The organism is Phytobacter sp., assembly GCF_059074235.1.
Window position 1 is genome coordinate 920920 of record NZ_JCACPZ010000004.1, and the last position, 21778, is coordinate 942697.

Sequence of the window (21778 nt, forward strand, 5' to 3'; positions counted from 1 at the left end):
TTGTTACCCGTTCACGGTAGCCAGTGACCGCGAAAAGTCACGCAATCTTGCCAGCCAGTACTCAATGGCCTGATGAGCGAGAATCGCCTGCTTCGCATCACTGTGAATAAATTGAATGGACTGCCCGGCCTGAAGCTGGCCAAGTCGCCAGAGATCTTCTTCAATCACACAGGCTATTTTGGGGTAGCCGCCTGCGGTATTGGCATCACTAAGCTGGATGATGGGTTCTCCGGCGGGTGGCACCTGCACGATGCCAGGAATGAGCCCGTAGGAACGCATCTCGACGGTGCGCGAAGGATGAACAGGCTCGCCGGAAAGACGGTAGCCGGTGCGGTTGCTCTGTAACGAAATTTGCCAGGATTGCTGCCAAAAGCGCTCATGGTCTGCCGCAAACAAACCATACTCGCCTGAAGGGATCACCCGGATCGGCACCACCCCCTGATGCGGCGGACTGAATGCTGTAACCATGGCCACTTCTGGAGGCTCGATACCCAGGCCCCCATCAGGAAACACAGTGGGGGAAGAGACACCCAGAGCCAGCTTGTCACCAGCGACAAGCGGACGACCTTCAACCCCGCCAAAGCTGCCCCGCAGTGCCGTACTACGCGACCCAAGAACCTCGGGCACATCAATTCCGCCAGCCACGCACAGGTAACCGCGAGCCCCAGAGCGTGGGTAACGCATTTCCAGCACCTGCCCCTTCTCCACCCTGCAACTCCACCAGGGCAGCAGTTCCTGCTCATCCAGACGTGCGCGACAATCAGCACCGGTCAGGGCAATATTCGTGGCCTGATGAAAACGCACCCGCAGAGGAAAAACCTGCACTTCAATCGCCGCTGCATTTTCATCATTGCCCAGCAGAATATTGCCCGCTCGTAACGCCAGAGGGTCCATGGCTCCGCTCACCGAGACCCCCAGATGGCGAAAACCACTGCGCCCAAGATCCTGCACCGTGTTCAGTGCACCGGTACGTTCAATCTCAATCACAGTTCGATCCTTTCGGGTAAAAAGCGGATGCGGTCACCAGGTGCCATTAATGCCGGGCTCGTCGCATGAGGATCAAACACCTCAATCTCGGCATAGCCAATCGCATTCCAGCCGTTAGGGCCCGTCAGAACCGAGACACCGGTTTGCGGTCCACCAATGGTGACCGTACCTTTGAGCATATTGAGTGAAGGCACTTTCTTGCGTGGCGTGGCGAGTGCCGGATCCAGACCGTGTAAGTATCCGAAGCCTGGTGCGCTGCCCAGAGCCACTACCGTGTAATGCCCCTGATGGTGGCGACGAATCACCTCTTTCTCGCTAAAGCCGGTATGGCGGCAAACGGCTTCCAGATCGCTTGCCAGCGTACCGCCGTAGTGGACCGGGATCTCAATCAATCGTCCTTCGGGATGCACTTCCCTTGCCTGCTGCCAGTATTCACGCAGCCGACGGGGAAAAGCATCGAAGTCCTCCGGGGTGCATTTAAGTAGCACCAACAGATTTGTCACTCCGGGGATCAGCGATTCAACGTCATCACACTGAGAGAGCCTGTTTGCCAGCGACCAGATCCGCCGCTGGGCCGCCAGACTAAACTCGCCGGGCGCTTCAACCAGCCAGGCGCGACTCCCCATGGTGGAGAGCGTCACATCCGCAGACAGCACTGCCGCCGCTTCATGTTCCAACCACGCCATAACTTATTCCAGTGGCTCAAATTTAAGGTTCGCCAGCGGTTGTACCCGCTCTTCACGAACCATCTTGTATTCAGTATTTGGTCCAATCCAGGTATCCCAGATTTTATCGATGGTGCCGTTGTCATCCATGGTTTTCAGGCCGGTATTGACTGCCGTCAGCAGCGCTGGTTCATCACGTTTCATGCCAATACCAATAGGTTCGAGCGCCATCGGCTCTTTAATCATCGCCAGCTCAATCCCCTCTTTTTTGGCCTGCGAAATCATTTTGATCCCGGTCATGGTGTTGGTGACAAAGCCCACGGCTTTATTCTGCTCCAGAGCCAGGAAGGCAGAGGCTGCATCCTGGAACGTCACCGCTTTGCCCCCTTTAAGGTGAATAGACTGCTCAGAAGTAGTGCCTTTGGTGGCGCTGATACGCTTGCCTTTAAAATCCTCGAGGGTTTTATCTGCGTTCTCTTGCTTCACCAGCAGCATCTCTTTTGCAACGTAATACGGATCGCTGAACTGGATCTGGTTACCACGCGTTTTGGTATAGGCAAGGTTGGCAATTAACACGTCAGCACGGCCAGTGGCGATAACCGCAATACGAGCTTCGACAGAGGTCGGTACGAGGGTTAGCTTCAGCCCCATCTGTTGTGCCAATGCATGGCACAGGTCAACATCCATACCCACTAGCTGACGCGTTTTCGCATCGGGGGAGGAGAATGGCGGCACATCAGAATAGACCGCGCATTTCAGATCCCCGCGAGAAGTGATGTCTGATAGCAGGTCAGCACGAACGCTGGTACAGGCAAGCAACAGCGGTAACAGCGCAGCAGTGGTGAGTTTTTTACCGGTCATATTGTGTTCCCCAAAGTGTTAATTCGTTGAATACATGCTACTTATCGCCTGAATTGAGTGGGACGGCGGACCCTATATTCACGAATATACGGACTTTGTTTCAGGGGGCATAAGAGGTAAACCCTGTCGCGGGATACACAATTTATATGACCAGCATCACAATCAAACCCGGGGGTTGGGTAATAAGAAAACGTGATTCTGGCAGAGGGAAATTATCTTATCAGCCGCCTTTTTTGGCGTTCTAAGGTAGGGCTTTATACCGACCTTCCAGCCGTGATATCGATAAGGTAAGAGAATGAATGCCAGACTTGGCGTGTTGTTGAAAATCATGTCAGCATTGTGCGCAACGCTCATGCTGGCGTGTGTGAAAGGGTTAAATGGCGCTATTCCTACGGGAGAAGTTATCTTCTTTCGTTCGTTTGTCGCCCTCTTTCCTCTGCTGCTGTGGTTAAAAATCCAGGGCAGCGTTATTCAGAGCATCAAAACAAAAAACATCTTCGGACACCTGATTCGCGGTTTTTCCGGCACGGGCGGCATGTACTTTAATTACCTGGCGCTGGTCTACATATCCCTCGCCGATGCCACCGCCATCAGCTACGCCGCACCGCTTTTTACCGTGTTAATGGCGGCGATGCTGCTCAAAGAGAACGTGCACTTTTCCCGCTGGATGGGCGTGGTGGTTGGCTTTAGCGGCATTGTGATTATGCTGTCAGCCAATTTAACCCTCGGCAATGCCTTTCATTCTGCCGGATTTTCGCTGGACGGCGCAGCACTCGGGGCCGTTTTTGCTCTGCTGGCGGCGGCCTGTTCCGCCACCTCTAATGTGCAGATCCGTTTTCTGAACGGTATTGAATCACCGGGGGCAATCGTTTTTTACTTTTCCCTGATGACCACTCTGATTGGCCTGTCTACCGCGCTGTTTGGTTGGGTTCGCCCTACTGGCTGGCAATGGCTGTTTTTGATCGGCTGTGGTTTTTTTGGTGGCGTGGCACAAATTCTGGTGACCCTGAGCCTGCGCTATGCCGATGCCTCTCTGCTTGCTCCGTTTGATTACACAACGCTGGTGTGGTCGATGGTGATTGGCTATCTGTTTCTCGACAGCCTGCCAGGGCATGCGAACCTGGCGGGGGCCACCATTGTGGCTTTTGCGGGGATATTTACTATCTGGTGTGACAGGCGGCAGCGAAAAGGCAGGATTGTCTCCGGGTAATAATGTTTGTGCACACGCCCGTTCCCCTCTCTCCTGCGAAGAGGGGAACGGTTTGCACGGCAGTAGCATGACGACTACGGATATAAACCACGATCCTTACGTGCAGACAAAATGCGCTCGCAGGCCAGCGCATAAGCAGCCGTCCTTAAGGTCACATTCAGCGACTGTGCCTTATTCCACACTGTCTCCATTGCACCTTGCATAATGGTATCCAACCGCTTATCGATCTCCTCCTCGCTCCAGAAGAAGCTGGAGAAATCCTGCACCCATTCAAAGTAGCTGACGGTCACGCCACCGGCGTTGGCAATGACATCGGGCACTACCACCACGCCGCGCTGCTGAAAAATGTCATCTGCTTCAGGAAGTGTTGGGCCATTCGCCCCTTCCAGCACCAGCTTGCTGGTGAGCATAGCGGCACGTTCGGCAGTAATCTGTCCTTCCAGTGCCGCCGGAATCAAAATCTCGTGTTCCAGCGACCAGAACGCCTCATCTGACACAGTGTCAGCGCCGGGGAAACCGAGGAGGGTTCCCTGTGCATTTTGCCAGGCCACCAGCGCTGGAATATCAATGCCCGCCGGATGATAAAGCGTGCAGAACCGATCCTGAATCGCCACTACCCTTGCCCCGTGCTGATGGAACAGCTCGGCGCTGACGCTGCCGACGTTGCCAAACCCCTGTACCGCCACTCGGCTTTGTGCCACGTTAATCCCCAGTGCCTGAGCCGTCTGACAGCCCGTCACATAGACACCACGCCCGGTCGCTTTTACTCTCCCCAACGAACCGCCAAGATGCACCGGTTTCCCGGTGACGACGCCAGTTGAAGGCTTACCGACGTTCATCGACCAGGTGTCCATCATCCACGCCATGATCTGCGCGTTGGTCCCGACATCTGGTGCCGGAATATCCTGCTGTGGTCCAATGAAAATCCCAATCTCACTGGTGTAACGTCGGGTCAGGCGCTCCAGCTCCTTGCGCGACAACGTGGTGGGATCAACGCGCACCCCCCCTTTAGCACCACCGAACGGCAGATTGAGCGCTGCGCATTTGATGGTCATCCACGCGGACAATGCCATGACTTCTTCAAGCGTCACGTCCGGGTGAAAACGCACGCCCCCCTTGCTCGGCCCCCGTGACAGGTTGTGTTGGACCCGATACCCTTCAAAATGGCGCACACTTCCATCATCCATCTCCAGCGGAATATCGACAATTAGCGCACGACGAGGGTGGCGCAAGGTGTCGGCCCAGTGACTCAACTCCCCCAACAGGGGCAGCACACGCTCAACCTGGGCAAGATAAATTGACCATGCCGAGTGACGCGCACCTGACACATAAGAAAGTTCAGACAAAACACACCTCCATAAGCCGCAGAATAAGAACCGTTTTAACTGGCTCTAGGTTACTCCTGAGGCAAGAGGGTCGCCTTTACGAGATTGCTATAACGTCATAGGGAAAATTTATCGCGAGGGAAATAAAAAGCAGTTCAGTTCACTATTCTGGTGCAGAAGACCAGCAAGAAAAACCAGTAAAAGAGGAGAAATACAAAATACCCTCTCCATGCCAGAGAGGGAGGGTTTGCAGGCACGAATTACTTCTCGTGCAGACCGAGTTTTTTCTCCAGGTAATGGATGTTCGTGCCACCCACCTGGAATTTCTCGTCGTTCATGATACGCGTCTGCAGATCAACGTTGGTTTTGATACCGTCGATGATCAGTTCCTGCAGGGCGTTCTTCATGCGGGCAATGGCCACTTCACGGGTTTCGCCAAAGCAAATCAGCTTACCAATCATTGAGTCATAGTACGGCGGTACGGTGTAACCGGCGTAGATATGAGATTCCCAGCGCACACCAAAACCGCCTGGCGCGTGGAAACGGGTGATTTTACCCGGGCTCGGCAGGAAGGTATTCGGGTCTTCGGCGTTGATACGGCATTCCACCGCATGGCCTTTGACCACCACCTCTTCTTGCTTGATTGACAGCGGCTGGCCCGCTGCAATGCGCAGCTGCTCTTTGATCAGGTCCACACCGGTTATCATCTCGGTAACCGGGTGCTCAACCTGAATACGGGTGTTCATTTCGATGAAATAGAACTCGCCGTTTTCGAACAGGAACTCAAAGGTACCTGCACCGCGGTAGCCGATATCCACACACGCTTTCGCGCAGCGATCGCCGATGAAGCTGCGCAGTTCCGGGGTAATACCCGGTGCGGGGGCTTCTTCAACGACTTTCTGGTGACGACGCTGCATGGAGCAGTCACGCTCTGCCAGATAGATAGCGTTACCCTGACCGTCCGCCAGCACCTGAATTTCGATGTGGCGTGGGTTTTCCAGGTACTTCTCCATGTAGACCATGTCGTTGTTGAAAGCCGCTTTGGCCTCCGCTTTGGTCATGGAGATGGACTGAGCCAGTTCTGCATCGCCGCGCACGACGCGCATGCCGCGACCACCGCCACCACCGGACGCTTTGATGATAACCGGGTAGCCAATACGTTTAGCATGGGCACGGTTAAGATCCATATCGTCAGTCAGCGGGCCGTCAGAACCCGGAACAGTTGGAACGCCGGCCTGTTTCATCGCGGTGATCGCCGACACTTTGTCGCCCATCAGGCGAATAGTGTCCGCTTTCGGACCGATGAAGATGAAGCCAGACTGTTCAACCTGCTCGGCAAAGTTGGCATTCTCAGAGAGAAAACCATAGCCCGGGTGAATGGCCGCCGCCCCGGTGATCTCAGCAGCACTGATGATAGCCGGGATGTTCAGATAGCTTTTTACGGACTGAGCCGGGCCAATACAGACCGTCTCATCCGCCAGCAATACGTGTTTTAAATCGCGGTCCGCAGTGGAGTGCACGGCGACAGTCTTGATGCCCAGTTCTTTACAGGCACGCAGAATTCGCAGGGCAATCTCACCACGGTTAGCGATGACAATTTTATCCAGCATCTTCGCCTCGTTATTCGATGATGACCAGCGGCTCGTCGAATTCAACCGGTTGACCGCTTTCGATCAGGATGGCTTTTACCACACCCGCTTTATCAGCTTCGATCTGGTTCATCATTTTCATCGCTTCAACGATGCAGAGCGTGTCGCCCACATTGACTTTCTGGCCCACTTCGCAGAACGCTTTCGCGTCCGGGCTTGGTGTGCGGTAGAAAGTCCCGACCATCGGGGAACGGACTAAATGGCCATTAATCTGGGCCGATTCTGGCTCAGATTCAGGAACCGCTGGCGCAACGGCATTCGACAACGTTGCGGGCTGTTGAATAGCTGGGGGAGCATACATCTGTTGCGCTACGGGAAAGGAAGGTGCGGCAGTCGCACGGCTGATACGGACGGACTCTTCGCCTTCGGAAATTTCCAGTTCAGAGATGCCTGACTTCTCAACCAGCTCAATCAGTTTTTTAATCTTATCAATATCCATAGGGGTTCTCTGCAGTTCGCTTTTTATTCTGGCGGGTTAGCTATAACGTAATTACGCCAGAGTGTAGAAGAGGTTATAACAAAGCGCATGAGAAAAGAGACATACAGAGATCAGGTGGGGTCATAACGAAATACAACGTATTTTTGGAAAAAGCTGGAAGCCAGAAACAGTAAGCCCCGGCAGATGCCAGGGCCTGGTGTTTAAATGAGAGCAAATCGAACAAGTTTGTTTGGCCCCCCGGCGCTTATCTCCGGCACTCACTATTTTGTGGCGTTAGCTCTGTCTGGGGTAGGGCCATAGTAGTCCATCGGAATAATCCTGGCAACGCTCTCATCGTACCAGAATTTCGAATTTATGATGGCGATCATGGTTTCCAAAACGCGTCAAAAATGGTTAACAATTACGCAAAAAAAAGCCAACTCAAAAAGAGTTGGCGGTAACAAGCGCAATACCTTTTACCCGACCATCTCAAATCGGGAAGAGACCATCACTAGCAGTGTCAGAGAGTTTGCATTCCTCATGCTTTATGAGAATAGAAAGCAAAGTAACTGCCTGCTGTAAAACAAGAAAAGTCTTAGCGAAGCGGCTAATGCCACTTATCTATGAGCGGGCCTCGTGCACCGTATACCGGATCGCTTGCCGGAAAAAACGCTTTGGCAATGGTTTCCAGCATCCGCGCCGTGGGCGCTTCACGGCAAAGGTCAAAATCCTGACCAGGCGGATAAGCCCCCACCACGGCGAAATCCGCGCTGCTGCCCAAATTACAGTGCCCGGTTCCGGCGGGGAGTAGCACCACATCCCCAGCCCTGACGTTCAATTCCAGTCCATCCGGTCCACCCAGCATCAACGTCGCCTCACCGGCAACAAACCCCAGCACCTCATGCGCATTGCTGTGGTAATGGTGATAATCAAAGACACCATTGACCCACTGAGGTGGCCAGCCGTTTTTTGCGAACAAGCTCTGTGCCGTCTCTATGTTCACCGGGCCTGTTATGCCCTGCCGGTAGAGCAGAACCGGTAACCTGGGGTTATTTGGCACCCACTGATGCGGTTTGAGCATAAATGCCTGTGTAGCGGGCAGCGATGAAGCTGCGGCATCACCCTTTTCGGCGGCCTGCAGAAGGTAAGGCACAGCCAGCGCCGTACCTGAAAGCATTTTCATAAAACATCGACGTGAAAAATCAGTCATAACACCTCCGGGCTTTACTCTCCTTTCTTCTCCAGGGTTAAATTTTAGCCAGGATACTATCTGCCGGGAAATTGTCGCCACAGTTGCTGGCAGCGATCATTTTTCTTCCAGATAAACTGCTGTAATTTCTAAACGCTTTCGAACCCAACAGTCCCCCTCAAAATCACACCATCAGAAGGATGTTGTTGTGCAGACCTGTAACGTTGAACCCGCCTGTGAACAGGCAAAACCAACACTACTGCAGCTCTATAGTGCCTGTTTTATGCTGGGCGTCACCGGATTTGGCGGCGTGCTGCCGTTAATGCACCGGGCACTGGTGGAGAAAAAGCGCTGGCTTTCCGATACCCGTTTTGCCGAGTTACTTGGGCTCTGCCAGTTCCTGCCTGGCGGAAATGCCGTCAATTTATGTGTGGCGACGGGCGTCGAGTTTCACGGTATCAAAGGCGGTTTTGTGTCGCTGGCGGGGCTGATTACTGCCCCCTTGTTGGTCATCGTCTGCCTGGGGAATATCTGGTCACGCTGGCACGACAATCCCGTCGTGGCTTCGGTCTTTGCCGGAATTTCTGCGGTTGCCGCCGGGATGATTATTGCCACCGGATTAAAGCTGTTGATCGCCATGCCGCGCACCGTCATTTCCTGGCTGATTATGGGGGGAATAATTATCGCTATCGCTGTATTACGTTTGCCGCTCCTGCCGGTACTGCTGGTTGCCGTGCCGTTGACCTTATTCGTGATGTACCGGAAACATAAATGATGACGACATTGCTCGCACTGGCAGGCATCTTCCTTCAGCTCTCCTTTCTTGCATTGGGTGGTGGTAACGCCATTATTCCCGAGCTACAGCGCCAGGTCGTGGAAGTGCATCCGTGGATGACCTCGCGGGAATTCAGTGAACTCTTCGCCCTTGCTCAGGCCTCTCCGGGGCCCAATATGATGATTGCATCACTCGTAGGCTGGCGAGTGGCGGGCATTGCCGGAATGCTGGTCTCAACCCTGTGCCAGTTTGTCCCCTCATCGCTGTTGGTTGTTGGCTGCGTCACGCTGTTGAACCGCAACACCAACGAGAAAATGAAACGCATTCTGAACAGTGCGCTTATTCCGCTCACCGTGGGGCTGGTCATTTCCGGCGGGGCGCTGGTTGCTGGCGCAGTGGTACATAATGCGCTGCAACTGGGGACGATTGCCGTTGCCGTTGTTTTATTCATGAAAACACGTCTTTCCCCACTCATTTTACTGACAGCAGGTGCTCTGGTGGGATTACTGAGCGCCCTTTACGGATTCTGACCTCTCATCTGCCACATCCCCTCCCCCTGACTGTCACTCCCCCTTTTTCAAGGGGGTATGTAAGCTACAAAATACCCCCTTTTTACGTTGTCTTTCCTGTTCATTTCCCTGCCCTTCACCTGCCCCACCAGAAAGCAAACATGTCGACATTTGCACCAATATAGCCATCAAAGTTACTTATATTGCCGACAAATACCGCTGAAAACCTCAATTTCATGCCTGGCACAAAAATGGCATAGGAGAAACAAACCTAACCAGTTAGTCAACAAACAGGGGTGCAGGGGAATGAGCCAGATAATGTACGCGCCGGAGTCCGCCGTGGTCCCACTTAAACCGGCAACCGCTACCGCACGACCAGCTATCAAAGTTAATCAGGCTAATGTTATCTATCCAGCGGCCGATCAGCCGGTTCACGCACTAAAAGATATCAATCTGACGATTCGCCAGGGAGAGTTCGTCTCCTTTATTGGTCCTTCCGGGTGCGGCAAAACCACCTTGCTGCGGGCCATTGCCGATCTGGAACCTATTACCTCCGGCGAAGTGCTGGTCAACGACATGCCCCCGTCTGAGGCACGGCAGGCAGGGGCTTACGGCTATGTGTTTCAGGCACCGGTGCTGCTCCCCTGGCGTACTGTGCTCACCAATGTGATGCTGCCGCTGCAAATCCAGGGGGTGCCACCGGAGCGCTGCGACGAAATCGCCCGTGAGCAGCTTGCCCGCGTGGGGTTAAAGGGGTTTGAGAAGAAATTCCCGTGGCAGCTTTCAGGCGGGATGCAGCAACGTGTATCCATTGCCCGCGCGCTCGGCTTTGAGCCCAAAATTTTGATGATGGATGAGCCCTTCGGCGCACTGGATGAACTGACCCGTGACAATCTTAACCAGCAGTTGCAGCAACTGTGGTTTAACGAGCAGCGCACAATGGTGTTTGTCACCCACTCCATTTCTGAAGCGGTCTATTTGTCGACGAAAATTGTGGTGATGTCGCCGCGTCCAGGACGCATCGTGAAGGTGATTGACTCCCCGCTTCCGGCTCAACGTACCCTCGACATCCGCGATACCCCGGCGTTTTTGCAACTGGCCGCAGAGGTGCGCGAGGCTCTGGTGGAGGGGCACCATGACCATTAATCGTCACTTGCATCTGTACGCGCTTCCCGTTGGCACGGTGCTACTGGCGGCACTGGTTCTCTGGTATTTTCTGGCCTTTGCGCTCAATGCCTCCGGGGTTATTGATCGTGTGCTGACTCCACGCGGCCCCTGGACCAGCAGTGATTTACTCTACGCCTCACTGAACGCGAGTCGCCCGTTATTGCCCGCGCCACACCAGCTGATTATCGATATCTGGAACAGCATGACCCAGTGGCCGCTGACCTCACCGCGTAATCTGCTGCTGCATACCTGGGTCACGGCCAGTGCGGCGCTGACCGGCTTTGCCATGGGGGTGGTGTTGGGCGTGCTGCTGGCAATCTGCATCGTCCATTCCCGCACGCTGGATAAAGCTCTGATGCCCTGGATTGTTGCTTCACAAACTATTCCTGTTCTGGCTATCGCCCCTATCGTACTGATTATTCTCGGCAGTTTTGGCATTACCGGCCTGCTCCCGAAAGCAACAATTGCCATGTACCTCTGCTTCTTCCCGGTGACCATTGCCACCGTTCAGGGGCTGCGTTCACCGCAAAAGATGGAGATGGAGCTGGTGCATACCTACGCCGCCCGTCGCGTCGATATCTTCTGGATGGTGCGATTACCCTCTTCCCTTCCCTGGCTCTTCCCGGCTTTTCGCGTCGCGATCGCCAGCGGTCTGGTGGGTACGATGGTCGCCGAACTGCCCACCGGCGCACAGGCAGGTCTGGGCGCACGCTTGCTAACCGGATCTTATTACGGCAATACCATTCAGATTTGGTCCGCACTGGTGATGGCATCGCTGCTGGGGCTCGCCCTGACCGGGCTTGTGACCTTGACGGAACGTCTGGTGCTCCGCCAGCGTAAGGGGGCTTGATGAACACAAAAACCATATCGGGCGCATTACTGCTGGTCAGTGCCTTTGTGCTGGCTGCACTCTCTCTGATTCAGTTAAGCCTCGCGAGTGACGCCAGCCTGTCTCAATCAGCCTGCTCGCTGTTATTGCTGGTCTGCTCGCTGCTGGCCTGCTCAACCTCCCGTCTGCGTACGCTGTTGTTTACCCTGAGTCTTGCCGTGAGCGCAATCTGGTTTGTCTTGTTGCCTTTCCATGCACTGAGTGCAGGCGTACTGGCGTTGCTGGCGATGGTCAGCGTGCAGCGTCTGGCTCAGGCCTCCGTTCCTGCCGGGGCAGTCGCCGGATTACTTGGCATTTGGTTGCTGGCGTTCTGGCAAATTCTGGTCACCGGGTACGCCGTCCCGCAGGTGATTCTGCCTGCACCACTGGATATTTTGACGGCACTTGTAGATAGCCTGTCCCTGCTGGCAGGTGACCTGGTACAAACCGTGCTCAAGTCGGTGCTGGTCGGCTATCTGTTGGGCTGCGGTGCAGGCATTGGCGTGGCGCTGCTGATTGATCGCCTGCCCTTTTTACAACGCGGCCTGCTACCCGTCGCCAGCCTCACCAGCACGGTTCCTCTGGTGGGGGTCGCCCCCATCGCGGTGATGTGGTTTGGTTTCGACTGGCCTTCAAAGGCCGCCGTCGTCATCCTCGTCACCTTCTTCCCGGCGCTGGTCAGCACGCTGGCCGGGCTTAAAGCCAGCGGCAAGCTGGAGCAGGAGCTGATGTACTGCTATGCCGCCACCCCGCGTCAAAACCTGCTGATGCTGCGTCTGCCCGCCGCAATGCCTTTCATTTTCAGCGCACTGAAAGTCAATGCCACCCTGGCGCTGATCACCGCGATCGTCGCGGAATACTTCGGTTCGCCCACCGCCGGTCTCGGCTTTCGCATCTCGACCGAGTCCGCACGAATGCATATGCCGGTGGTGTGGTCCGCCATTGTGGTCTCCTCGCTGGCGGGGTCGCTTATCTACACCCTGCTGGTTCGCCTGGATAGACGTGTCAATTTCTGGCATCCCTCCCTGCGAGGAGAGGCCACTTCGAAGTAAATAAAGAAAAAACATGGTGATGCACATTAACCCGAGGAGTTATCCAATGATGAAACGTTCTGCTTTTCGCCGGGGGTTGTTGCTGGCGGCAATGTCGGTCTCATTTGCCTTTTCAGCGCAGGCTGCGGAGAAAGTGACACTGCAATTGAAATGGCTACCGCAGTCACAGTTCGCGGGCTATTACGTGGCGCAGGAAAAAGGGTTTTATAAGCAGGAAGGGCTGGATGTCACCATCAAGCCCGGTGGGACGGATATCTCTCCGGTTCAGGTCATTGCCGGAAAATCAGCCGATGTGATCGTCAACTGGTTGCCGGATGCACTGGCCTCACGTGAAGCGGGCGTGCCCCTGGTCAATATCGCGCAGGTGTACGACCGTTCCGGGATGATGCTGACCTGTAAAAAATCGAGCGGTATAAAAACACCGGCTGATTTCAAAGGGAAAACTCTCGGCGTGTGGTACGGCGGCAACGAGTATCCGTTCTTCAACTGGATGAACAAACTGAACCTGAAACCGGGCAAAGATATCACTATCCTCAAACAGGGCTTTAACGTCGATCCGCTGTTACAGGATCAGGCTGCCTGTATCTCGACCATGAATTACAACGAGTACTGGCAGTTGATCGATGCCGGACTGAAAGAAGCTGACCTGATCACGTTCCCGTATGAAGATCAGGGCGTCTCTACGCTGGAAGATGGTTTGTATGTGCTGGAATCGAGTCTGAAAGATCCGGCCTTCGTCGCCAAAATGGCCAAATTCCTCAAAGCCTCGTTCAAGGGCTGGGATTACGCTGTGAAACACCCGGAAGAAGCCGCCAAAATCGTTGTGGCTGAAGATGCCTCCGGTGCAGCCACTGAAGAGGTGCAGACCCGCCAGATGGAGAACGTGGCAAAACTCATCACCAACGCCAACACGCCGAAAATGGGTTATCTCGATCCGGCAGCCTACCGTCGCACTATCGATGTCCTGCTGCATAGCGGTGGCGACACGCCAGTCATCAAGAAAGATCCGGGTGACAGCGCTATGACCCATAGTGTCTGGGACGCTGCGGCAAAACTGAAATAATCCCCCTTGCCAGGGACGGCAAAGTTTACAGGAGCCAGCCATGACCGAGGGACTTCTCAGCGGCATTGCAGAATCACTGGATAAAGGGCGGATTCGCCAGGACAACGAGGCCATCATTCTGCCTGCCGCCGAGCGGGTATTCGCCCGCTACGGTTTTCGTGGTACCACCATGCAGCAAATTGCCGATGCGGCTGAACTGCCTAAAGCCAATTTGCACTACTACTTCGGCAACAAGCAGACGCTCTACCTGAGAGTTCTCGAGGGAATACTTCAGGACTGGCTGGCCCCGCTGGAGGGGATTTCTGCCAGTGCCGATCCCAAAACGGCACTCGCGGAGTATGTCGGGAAAAAGATTGCCTTCAGCTTTGAGCGCCCCGAAGCCTCACGCCTGTTTGCTAATGAGATTTTGCAGGGTGCGCAGGTGGTCTATCCGCTGTTAAAAACACAATTGCACGACCTTGTGGCCCAAAAGGCCCGCATCCTTGATACCTGGATAATTGGCGGAAAGCTACGTCAGGTGGATACCACCCATTTCTTCTTTACCGTCTGGTCGATGACCCAAACCTATGCCGATTTCGATATCCAGATTGCCGCCGTTCTGGGCGACGATTCGCGCACAAAGGCAGCGCAGGCACGGGCTACGGAACACGTTTTTAACTGCATCTGGCGTATTTGCGGGTTAGAGGAAGAAGAGTAACTCTGCCGCCATATGTAGCAAAAGAACTCAATACTGGTGCGAATTGCACCAAAAATGAACAAATTAGCGTTCGTCGCAGCATCACTGAATATAACGATCCCTGAATTCATGGGCTCTGACAGAGAGCCACTGAAAATGGCACGTAATTAGCAAGGTTATTTCGCGAAAACTTAACCAACTGGTCAGGATTTTTACGACAGGGAGCGATAACCCTGCTAACTATTCAGGAGAAGCAATGATGAGCAACGAATCAGGTATCAACGCGCCGGGGTTACAACCCGGTCGCCATGAACCCACTGCGTATGCCCGCGCGTTTGCGGATTGCGCCCCCCCGTTAAGCACCGCCCAGGCTGTTGTTGAAGCCGAACGCTGCCACTACTGTTTTGATGCTCCTTGTACTCGCGCCTGCCCGGCCGAGATCGACGTACCCAGCTTTATTCAACGTATCGCCCAGGGTAACGAATGGGGAGCGGCTGAGATCATTCTGCGGGCCAATGTGCTGGGCGGCACCTGCTCACGCGTTTGCCCCACGGAAACCCTATGTGAACAGGTTTGCGTGCGTAACGATCAGGATGGTCGACCACTCAACATCGCCCTTCTCCAGCGTCACGCTACTGACCATTTCTTTGCCATGCCGGATAAGCCGCTGTTTGTTCGCGCCCCTGCTACCGGCAAACGCATTGCAGTGGTAGGTGCGGGACCGGCGGGTCTGACTGTGGCGCATCATCTGGCGCTTGCCGGACACGATATTGACCTTTTCGATACCCGCAGCAAAGCCGGTGGCCTTAATGAATATGGTCTGGCCCGCTACAAAATCACTGATGACTTCGCTGCCAAAGAGGTGGCCTGGCTGCTTTCCATTGGCGGCATCACTCTGCAGTGCGGCAAAACTCTGGGGGAGGACATCACCCTCGCTGAGTTGCGTAATGGCTACGACGCTGTGTTCCTCGGTCTGGGATTAAGTGGCGTAAACCAACTGGAAGACAACGGTGTGGAACCGGAGGGCGTGCGCGAAGCGGTCGATTTTATCGCCGAGCTACGCCAGTGCACCGATCTCAGCCAGTTACCCGTTGGACGCGATGTGGTGGTGATTGGCGGAGGGATGACCGCCGTGGATGCCGCCGTGCAGGCGAAAAAGCTCGGTGCGCGGGAAGTCACGCTGGTCTATCGCCGTGGCGAAGCGGACATGAAGGCATCTGAAAAAGAGCGGCAATGGGCCAGAGAGTGTGGTGTCACCTTAAGATTGTGGGCTGCCCCGCTACGTTTTGAGGCACATAACCACCAGCTAACCGGCGTCACCTTTAGCGTGATGCATCAGGGTGCTAAGGGGCTGGAGGCCAGTCCAGAGCAGTTCACCCTCGCCGCTGATATGGTGCTGAAAGCCATCGGCCAGACCTTCGACCCGGCACCTGTTGAACGCACTATCCAGCTCAAACAGGGAAGGATTGCGATTGATGATAGCGGTCGCACCTCACTGCCCGGCGTGTGGGCCGGTGGCGATTGCTGCGCTGGTGGGCTCGATCTCACCGTTGATGCTGTCCGCATGGGCAAACTTGCCGCCCGTTCTATTGCGCTGACACTGGCTATCTCAACAGCCGATGCCGCAAACGCCACCTCTTTCCAGGAGCGCATTCATGGCTAGTTTACAGACCGATTTTCTGGGGATTAAAAGTCCAAATCCGTTCTGGCTTGCCTCTGCGCCACCGACCGATAAAGCCTACAACGTTGAGCGCGCGTTTCAGGCGGGCTGGGGGGGCGTGGTCTGGAAAACACTGGGACAGGATCCGCACGTCGTCAACGTGAGCGGCCCGCGTTACGGCACGCTGCTGGGGAACGATCGGCGCATTCTCGGGCTTAATAACATTGAACTGATTACTGACCGCACGCTTGCCATCAATCTCGAAGAAATTACCCGCATCAAGCAGCGCTGGCCTGACCGGGCAGTGGTGGTCTCCATCATGGTGCCCTGCGAGGAAGAGGCATGGCGTACGATTCTCCCGCAGGTTGAAGCGACCGGTGCAGACGGTATTGAGTTGAATTTCGGCTGCCCGCACGGCATGAGCGAGCGCGGCATGGGTGCGGCAGTCGGCCAGGTGCCGGAGTACATCGAGCAGGTTACCCGCTGGTGCAAGCAGTACTGCAGCCTGCCGGTCATCGTCAAACTCACCCCCAATATTACCGACATTCGCTATCCGGCACGGGCAGCACACGCAGGCGGGGCCGACGCAGTGTCGCTGATCAATACCATCAACTCCGTGATCGGCGTGGATCTCGACAAGATGTTGATGTCACCACACACCGGCAGTCAGGGCTCACACGGCGGCTACTGCGGCCCTGCCGTGAAGCCTATCGCGCTGAATATGGTCTCCGAAATTGGCCGCGATCCGCAAACCCGCGGCCTGCCGATTTCCGGTATTGGCGGTATTTCGACCTGGCGCGATGCGGCGGAGTTTATCGCTCTGGGCTGCGGTACCGTGCAGGTCTGCACGGCGGTTATGGTGCACGGCTTCCAGATCGTCCGCGACATGATTAGCGGACTGGAAAATTACATGGATGAGAAAGGGTTCCGTACCCTGGATGACTTTCGCGGAATGGCGCTGCCGAGCGTCACCGACTGGCGCTATCTCAATCTTAATCATGTGGACAAGGCGGTTATCGATCAGGACGCCTGCATTAAATGCGGACGCTGTCACCTGGTCTGTGAGGACACCTCACACCAGGCGATTGCGGCCTTTACCGAGGGCGAGCGCCGCTTTGAAGTCCGGGAAGAGGACTGCGTCGGGTGTAATTTGTGTGCCTCCATTTGCCCCGTAGAGAACTGCATTTCCTTGCGCAGTTTGCAGCCAGGTGAAGTGGATAAGCGCACCGGCAAAGTGGTGACGGACGTTTATGCCAACTGGACCACTCATCCGAATAACCCGATGGCGAAATCGGCGTAAGGTGCGGCGTTTTACCCTCACCCCAACCCTCTCCCTCAGGAAGAGGGAGAAAGGCGCATCCCACTCACATCAAGCACTCTGGAGAATATGACACATGCATACTCTGTTAATTAAAGGCGGCACCGTCGTGAATGCAGACTACCAGCGGCGGGCCGACGTGCTATGCGTCAATGGTATCGTCACCGCCGTCGGTGATGCCACGCAATGGGACATTCCCGCCACAACCGAAACACTGGACGCGGGAGGAATGTACGTCATGCCAGGGGGGATCGACCCACACACCCACATGAACTTCCCGTTTATGGGCACCACCACAGTGGATGATTTCTACAGTGGGACCGCCGCTGCACTGGCGGGTGGCACCACCACGATCATCGATTTTGTCATCCCAAACCCGCAACAACCGCTGATGGAGGCATACCACCAGTGGCGCGGCTGGGCAGAAAAATCCGCTGCTGACTACAGCTTCCACGTGGCCATTACCTGGTGGGATGAGAGTGTCCGTCAGGATATGGGCACGCTGGTGCAGCAGGAAGGCGTTAACAGCTTCAAACACTTTATGGCCTATAAAAACGCCATTATGTGTGATGACGAAACGCTGATGAACAGCTTCCGCCGGTGTCTTGAACTGGGTGCGATGCCGACCGTGCATGCCGAGAACGGTGAAATGGTCTGGCTGTTGCAACAGGAACTGCTCAAACAAGGTATTACCGGGCCGGAAGGCCATCCCCTCTCCCGCCCGCCGGAAGTTGAAGGTGAGGCGGCTAACCGTGCGATTACCGTCGCCAGTATCATGGGGGTGCCAATTTATGTGGTGCACGTCTCCTGTCGTGAATCGGCGCAAGCCATTGCCCGCGCGCGAAGTCAGGGTCAGCGCGTGTACGGCGAGGTACTGGCGGGACACCTGGTGATTGATGACAGCATCTACCGTCACCCGGATTTCAACACGGCTGCCGCGCACGTCATGAGTCCGCCTTTTCGTGATAAATCCCACCAGGCCGCGCTCTGGCATGGTCTGCAATCAGGCCAGCTTCACACCACCGCCACTGACCACTGTACATTTTGTGCCAGCCAGAAAGCGGCAGGCACAGATAACTTCACCAAAATTCCGAACGGATGTGGTGGCGTGGAAGAGCGCATGGCGGTGCTGTGGGATGCAGGCGTTAACAGTGGACGTCTGACCCCCAGCGAATTTGTAGCTATTACCTCTGCCAACACCGCGCGCTTGTTCAACATCTATCCACGTAAGGGATGTATTGCCCCGGGAGCCGATGCCGACCTGGTGTTGTGGGATCCCCTGGGTAGCAAAACACTCTCGGCCAGCACGCACCACTCGCGCAACGATTTCAACATTTTCGAAGGACGCACGGTGACAGGCGTACCTGCTTTTACCGTCAGCCAGGGCAACGTGGTATGGGCAGATGGCGAGCTGCGCGTGCGTGAAGGTGCAGGCCGTTATATCAAACGCCCGGCGTTTGGACCGGATTTTAGCGCCGCAGCCGCATGGGAACGCCACCGTGCACCCAAAGCAGTCGCCCGTTAATCATCTTCAGAGAAGGAGCCTTCTATGAGCAGTGAAGTTGTTACTTTAGACTCGAACGCAATAGATATCAGTAATCTGCGAATTAATGGCGATCGTCTGTGGCAGTCGCTAATGGATCTCGCCCAAATTGGCGCCACCCCGAAAGGCGGTGTCTGTCGTCTGACGCTTACCGATCTGGATCGTCAGGGTCGCGATCGGGTGATCGGCTGGGGCAAAGCTGAGGGGTTGTCCGTCGAAATAGATCAGATAGGCAATGTGTTTATGCGCCGTCCCGGACGCAACAACGCACTGCTGCCGATTGTGGCCGGTAGCCATATCGATACCCAACCGACTGGCGGGAAGTTTGACGGCAATTTCGGTGTGCTCGCCGCGCTGGAGGTGATTCGCACCCTTAATGAACAGGGCATTGAAACAGAGGCTCCGGTTGAAATGGTCTTCTGGACCAATGAGGAAGGCTCGCGCTTTGTTCCCGTGATGATGGGCTCTGGTGTGTTCGCTGGCGTGTTCCCGCTGGAGGTGGCCTGGGCTGCAACCGACACCGAAGGCAAAACCGTGAAAGATGAGCTCTTTAACATCGGCTACGCGGGGGATGTCGTCCCAGGCGATCATCCCATTGGTGCCTACTTTGAAGCGCATATCGAGCAAGGGCCTATTCTTGAAGAGAAGAATATTGAGATTGGCGTGGTGCAAGCCGTACTGGGTATTCGCTGGTATGACTGTATCGTTACTGGCATGGAGTCCCACGCTGGCCCCACGCCAATGGCGATGCGTAAAGATGCGCTACACGTTGCCACTCGTATTATGCAAGAAGTGGTTAACATCGCCGGGCAATTCGCGCCACATGGCCGCGGCACGGTCGGTATGGTTCAGGTGCATCCGAACAGTCGCAATGTAGTACCGGGCAGCGTGAAATTCTCCATCGATTTTCGCAATATGACGGATGCGCAGGTCGATGAGATGGATGCGGTATTAAAAGCATTTCTACAAAAAATCGAAAACGAGACAGGGCTCGACGTTGAGCTTAAATTAGTGTCGCAGTACCCCGCAGCCCCTTTCCATCCTGACTGCAAAGAGGCCGTGCGCCGTGCCGCACAAAAATTGGGTTACTCATCAATGGATATTGTTTCCGGTGCCGGTCATGATGCAGTTTATATGAGCATGCTCGCACCAACTGGAATGATTTTTATTCCCTGTAAAGACGGTATCAGTCACAATGAAATAGAATATTCGTCACCGGAGCAAGTCTCTGCCGGGGCAAATGTGTTATTACACGCTATGCTGGAAAAAGCCGGGACATTGTCGAGAAAGTAGTCTGACGCGTGACGCGTAATGACCCGGTTGCAAGCAACCGGGTCTTTTTTTTATTCGCACGTAAGATGTTTTCGCAAATATTTTGCTTTTTGGCCCCCTGTTTACGCACAAGGGATTTGACTTAAGTCCCTCAGAAGTTTACAAAAGATACTGCCTTTTGTATGACCCACTCGCGTCTTTACCATTTTCGTCCAGGCTACCTTTTTTGACCGTCAACGAAAGTGATGGGGTTAACCGGTTACGTCGTGTCTCCGGACTTGAAATTTGCAGGCATCTGTATGGAGTATCCAATGTTTTCTTTTGTCGCCCGCCAGGCGATTTTTGATGAAAATATGAACACGGTCGGTTACGAGCTGTTGTTCAGAGACAGCATGACAAACCGATTTCCAGACGTTAGTCCGGAATATGCCACTGCTCAGATAATCGTCGAACAATTTCTTGGCGCGCCACTTGGACGCCTGAAGGAATACAGCGCCATTTTTGTCAACTTCCCGTACGAGCTTCTGGTCCAGGGCATGGCGGAAACGTTGCCTAAAGATCGCGTCATCGTTGAGATACTCGAAACGGCTGAACCCACACCACGCCTTCTGAAAACCGTCAAACAACTCTCAAAACATGGTTTTCGCATCGCGCTGGACGACTTTGAACTCGGCGATACGTGGAATGATTTCCTGCCCTACGTCAGCATTATTAAGTTCGATGTACGGGTCAATACGCCGGATGAAATTCAGCAGTACATGCAGGACAAAGCCGACCTGCTGGAAGGAACCGTATTCCTGGCGGAAAAGGTGGAGACACTCGAAGAATACGAATGCTATCGCAGCCTCGGCTGTACGTTGTTCCAGGGCCATTTCTTTAGCAAACCCGTTATCCACGCGGGTAACAAATTGATCCAGAATCAGACGGTCACGCTCAAGCTCATGAAAGAAGCCAATGCCGATTCCCCTGATTTTGGCAAAATTGAAGCGTTGTTAAAGCAGGATCTGGCACTTGCTTTTAAGCTCATGCGTTACGCGCAAAACATCGTTTTCAATGCGCGTGGGATCAATAACTTCCGCAGCCAGTCGCTGCGTGACATCATTTTCTATCTCGGTACCAATGAATTACGCCGCTTTGTGCTGGTGGCCTGTCTGACGTCCGTCAACGTGGTCAAAACAGATGAGATTTACCACCAGTGTCTGATTCGAGGGAAGTTCTGTGAGCTTGCAGCAGCGCGCTCGATCAGCCGCAATTCGTCAGATGATGCGTTTATTGTGGGTCTCTTTTCTCAGCTCGATAGCATTTTTGAAATGCCAATGGCTGACTTAATTGGTCAGATTGATATTTCGGCCAACGTGATGATGGCGCTAAAAGAGCAACGAGGGCCGCTTTACCCTTACCTGCATCTGGCAATTCTGTACGAAGGTCATAAATGGGAAGAGGTTAGCGCGCTGGGACATAGATTAGGGCTTAACCGCAGCGTGATAGCTGAACTGATGAAAACTGCCGGGCAATGGGCAGATGAGATCCCGACCGGAGGAATAAACTAATTCTCTTCGGGCGCTTCCATC

The 21778-nt window shown here is 54.6% G+C and carries 21 protein-coding genes; 14 read left to right on the forward strand and 7 right to left on the reverse strand.

The window, feature by feature from the left end; all coding sequences use genetic code 11:
• Window positions 1-3: 3 nt before the first annotated feature.
• Genes AC5JPW_RS08410 through AC5JPW_RS08420 form a run of 3 tightly spaced genes read right to left on the reverse strand, consistent with a single transcriptional unit; the run spans window position 4 to window position 2513 of the window.
• Window positions 4-987, reverse strand: coding sequence for a 5-oxoprolinase subunit C family protein (locus AC5JPW_RS08410; protein ID WP_494239521.1), 984 nt, complete (start codon window positions 985-987; stop codon window positions 4-6).
• Entirely contained in the window at window positions 984-1673 is a 690-nt protein-coding gene (gene pxpB / locus AC5JPW_RS08415) for a 5-oxoprolinase subunit PxpB (protein WP_494239523.1), read from the reverse strand. Before pxpB ends, AC5JPW_RS08410 begins: the two co-directional genes overlap by 4 nt.
• Before the next feature lie 3 nt (window positions 1674-1676).
• The gene (locus AC5JPW_RS08420; protein ID WP_494239524.1) at window positions 1677-2513 is read right to left on the reverse strand and encodes a transporter substrate-binding domain-containing protein; all 837 of its coding nucleotides are present in this window, start codon (window positions 2511-2513) and stop codon (window positions 1677-1679) included.
• Between the two features lie 295 nt (window positions 2514-2808).
• On the opposite strand from AC5JPW_RS08420, the gene AC5JPW_RS08425 reads away from it, so the two are divergent.
• On the forward strand, window positions 2809-3723 hold the full coding sequence (locus AC5JPW_RS08425; protein ID WP_494239525.1) for a DMT family transporter: 915 nt from the start codon (window positions 2809-2811) through the stop codon (window positions 3721-3723).
• 74 nt (window positions 3724-3797) lie between these two features.
• On the opposite strand, the gene AC5JPW_RS08430 is transcribed toward AC5JPW_RS08425, so the two are convergent.
• The 3 genes from AC5JPW_RS08430 to accB form a co-directional block, all read right to left on the reverse strand.
• Window positions 3798-5069, reverse strand: a complete 1272-nt coding sequence (locus AC5JPW_RS08430) for a Glu/Leu/Phe/Val family dehydrogenase (RefSeq protein ID WP_494239526.1) — start codon at window positions 5067-5069, stop codon at window positions 3798-3800.
• A 239-nt stretch (window positions 5070-5308) separates the two neighbouring features.
• Window positions 5309-6658, reverse strand: a complete 1350-nt coding sequence (accC, locus tag AC5JPW_RS08435; protein ID WP_494239527.1) for an acetyl-CoA carboxylase biotin carboxylase subunit — start codon at window positions 6656-6658, stop codon at window positions 5309-5311.
• A gap of 10 nt (window positions 6659-6668) precedes the next feature.
• A complete protein-coding gene (gene accB / locus AC5JPW_RS08440) occupies window positions 6669-7136 on the reverse strand; it encodes an acetyl-CoA carboxylase biotin carboxyl carrier protein (protein ID WP_494239529.1) in 468 nt (155 codons plus the stop codon).
• A gap of 354 nt (window positions 7137-7490) precedes the next feature.
• Between accB and AC5JPW_RS08445 the strand changes: the two genes are divergently transcribed.
• Window positions 7491-7697 (forward strand): hypothetical protein, encoded by a 207-nt coding sequence (locus AC5JPW_RS08445; protein ID WP_494239530.1) that lies wholly within the window; start codon window positions 7491-7493, stop codon window positions 7695-7697.
• Window positions 7698-7722: 25 nt separating this feature from the next.
• Here AC5JPW_RS08445 and AC5JPW_RS08450 read toward each other — a convergent pair whose 3' ends face one another.
• Entirely contained in the window at window positions 7723-8325 is a 603-nt protein-coding gene (locus tag AC5JPW_RS08450; protein WP_494239532.1) for a cupin domain-containing protein, read from the reverse strand.
• Between the two features lie 187 nt (window positions 8326-8512).
• Here AC5JPW_RS08450 and AC5JPW_RS08455 point away from each other — a divergent pair, with 187 nt between their 5' ends.
• From AC5JPW_RS08455 to AC5JPW_RS08510, 12 genes are all read left to right on the forward strand, one after another.
• Window positions 8513-9079, forward strand: coding sequence for a chromate transporter (locus AC5JPW_RS08455; RefSeq protein WP_494239533.1), 567 nt, complete (start codon window positions 8513-8515; stop codon window positions 9077-9079).
• Window positions 9076-9609 (forward strand): chromate transporter, encoded by a 534-nt coding sequence (locus tag AC5JPW_RS08460; protein ID WP_494239535.1) that lies wholly within the window; start codon window positions 9076-9078, stop codon window positions 9607-9609. Before AC5JPW_RS08455 ends, AC5JPW_RS08460 begins: the two co-directional genes overlap by 4 nt.
• Before the next feature lie 285 nt (window positions 9610-9894).
• Window positions 9895-10734, forward strand: coding sequence for an ABC transporter ATP-binding protein (locus tag AC5JPW_RS08465; RefSeq protein WP_494239536.1), 840 nt, complete (start codon window positions 9895-9897; stop codon window positions 10732-10734).
• Window positions 10724-11605, forward strand: a complete 882-nt coding sequence (locus AC5JPW_RS08470) for an ABC transporter permease (protein ID WP_494239538.1) — start codon at window positions 10724-10726, stop codon at window positions 11603-11605. Before AC5JPW_RS08465 ends, AC5JPW_RS08470 begins: the two co-directional genes overlap by 11 nt.
• A complete protein-coding gene (locus tag AC5JPW_RS08475) occupies window positions 11605-12675 on the forward strand; it encodes an ABC transporter permease (protein WP_494239539.1) in 1071 nt (356 codons plus the stop codon). The genes AC5JPW_RS08470 and AC5JPW_RS08475 overlap by 1 nt, the downstream gene beginning before the upstream one ends.
• A 46-nt stretch (window positions 12676-12721) precedes the next feature.
• The gene (locus tag AC5JPW_RS08480) at window positions 12722-13738 is read left to right on the forward strand and encodes an ABC transporter substrate-binding protein (protein ID WP_494239540.1); all 1017 of its coding nucleotides are present in this window, start codon (window positions 12722-12724) and stop codon (window positions 13736-13738) included.
• A gap of 40 nt (window positions 13739-13778) precedes the next feature.
• Entirely contained in the window at window positions 13779-14435 is a 657-nt protein-coding gene (locus AC5JPW_RS08485) for a TetR/AcrR family transcriptional regulator (RefSeq protein WP_494239542.1), read from the forward strand.
• A 235-nt stretch (window positions 14436-14670) separates the two neighbouring features.
• Complete coding sequence (locus tag AC5JPW_RS08490) at window positions 14671-16077, forward strand: NAD(P)-dependent oxidoreductase (protein WP_494239543.1); 1407 nt, start codon at window positions 14671-14673, stop codon at window positions 16075-16077.
• Window positions 16070-17374, forward strand: a complete 1305-nt coding sequence (gene preA / locus AC5JPW_RS08495; protein WP_494239545.1) for an NAD-dependent dihydropyrimidine dehydrogenase subunit PreA — start codon at window positions 16070-16072, stop codon at window positions 17372-17374. The genes AC5JPW_RS08490 and preA overlap by 8 nt, the downstream gene beginning before the upstream one ends.
• Before the next feature lie 94 nt (window positions 17375-17468).
• Complete coding sequence (gene hydA / locus AC5JPW_RS08500) at window positions 17469-18917, forward strand: dihydropyrimidinase (RefSeq protein WP_494239546.1); 1449 nt, start codon at window positions 17469-17471, stop codon at window positions 18915-18917.
• 24 nt (window positions 18918-18941) lie between these two features.
• A complete protein-coding gene (locus AC5JPW_RS08505; protein WP_494239547.1) occupies window positions 18942-20228 on the forward strand; it encodes a Zn-dependent hydrolase in 1287 nt (428 codons plus the stop codon).
• A 290-nt stretch (window positions 20229-20518) separates the two neighbouring features.
• Entirely contained in the window at window positions 20519-21757 is a 1239-nt protein-coding gene (locus AC5JPW_RS08510; RefSeq protein WP_494239548.1) for an EAL and HDOD domain-containing protein, read from the forward strand.
• Window positions 21758-21778: the final 21 nt, after the last annotated feature.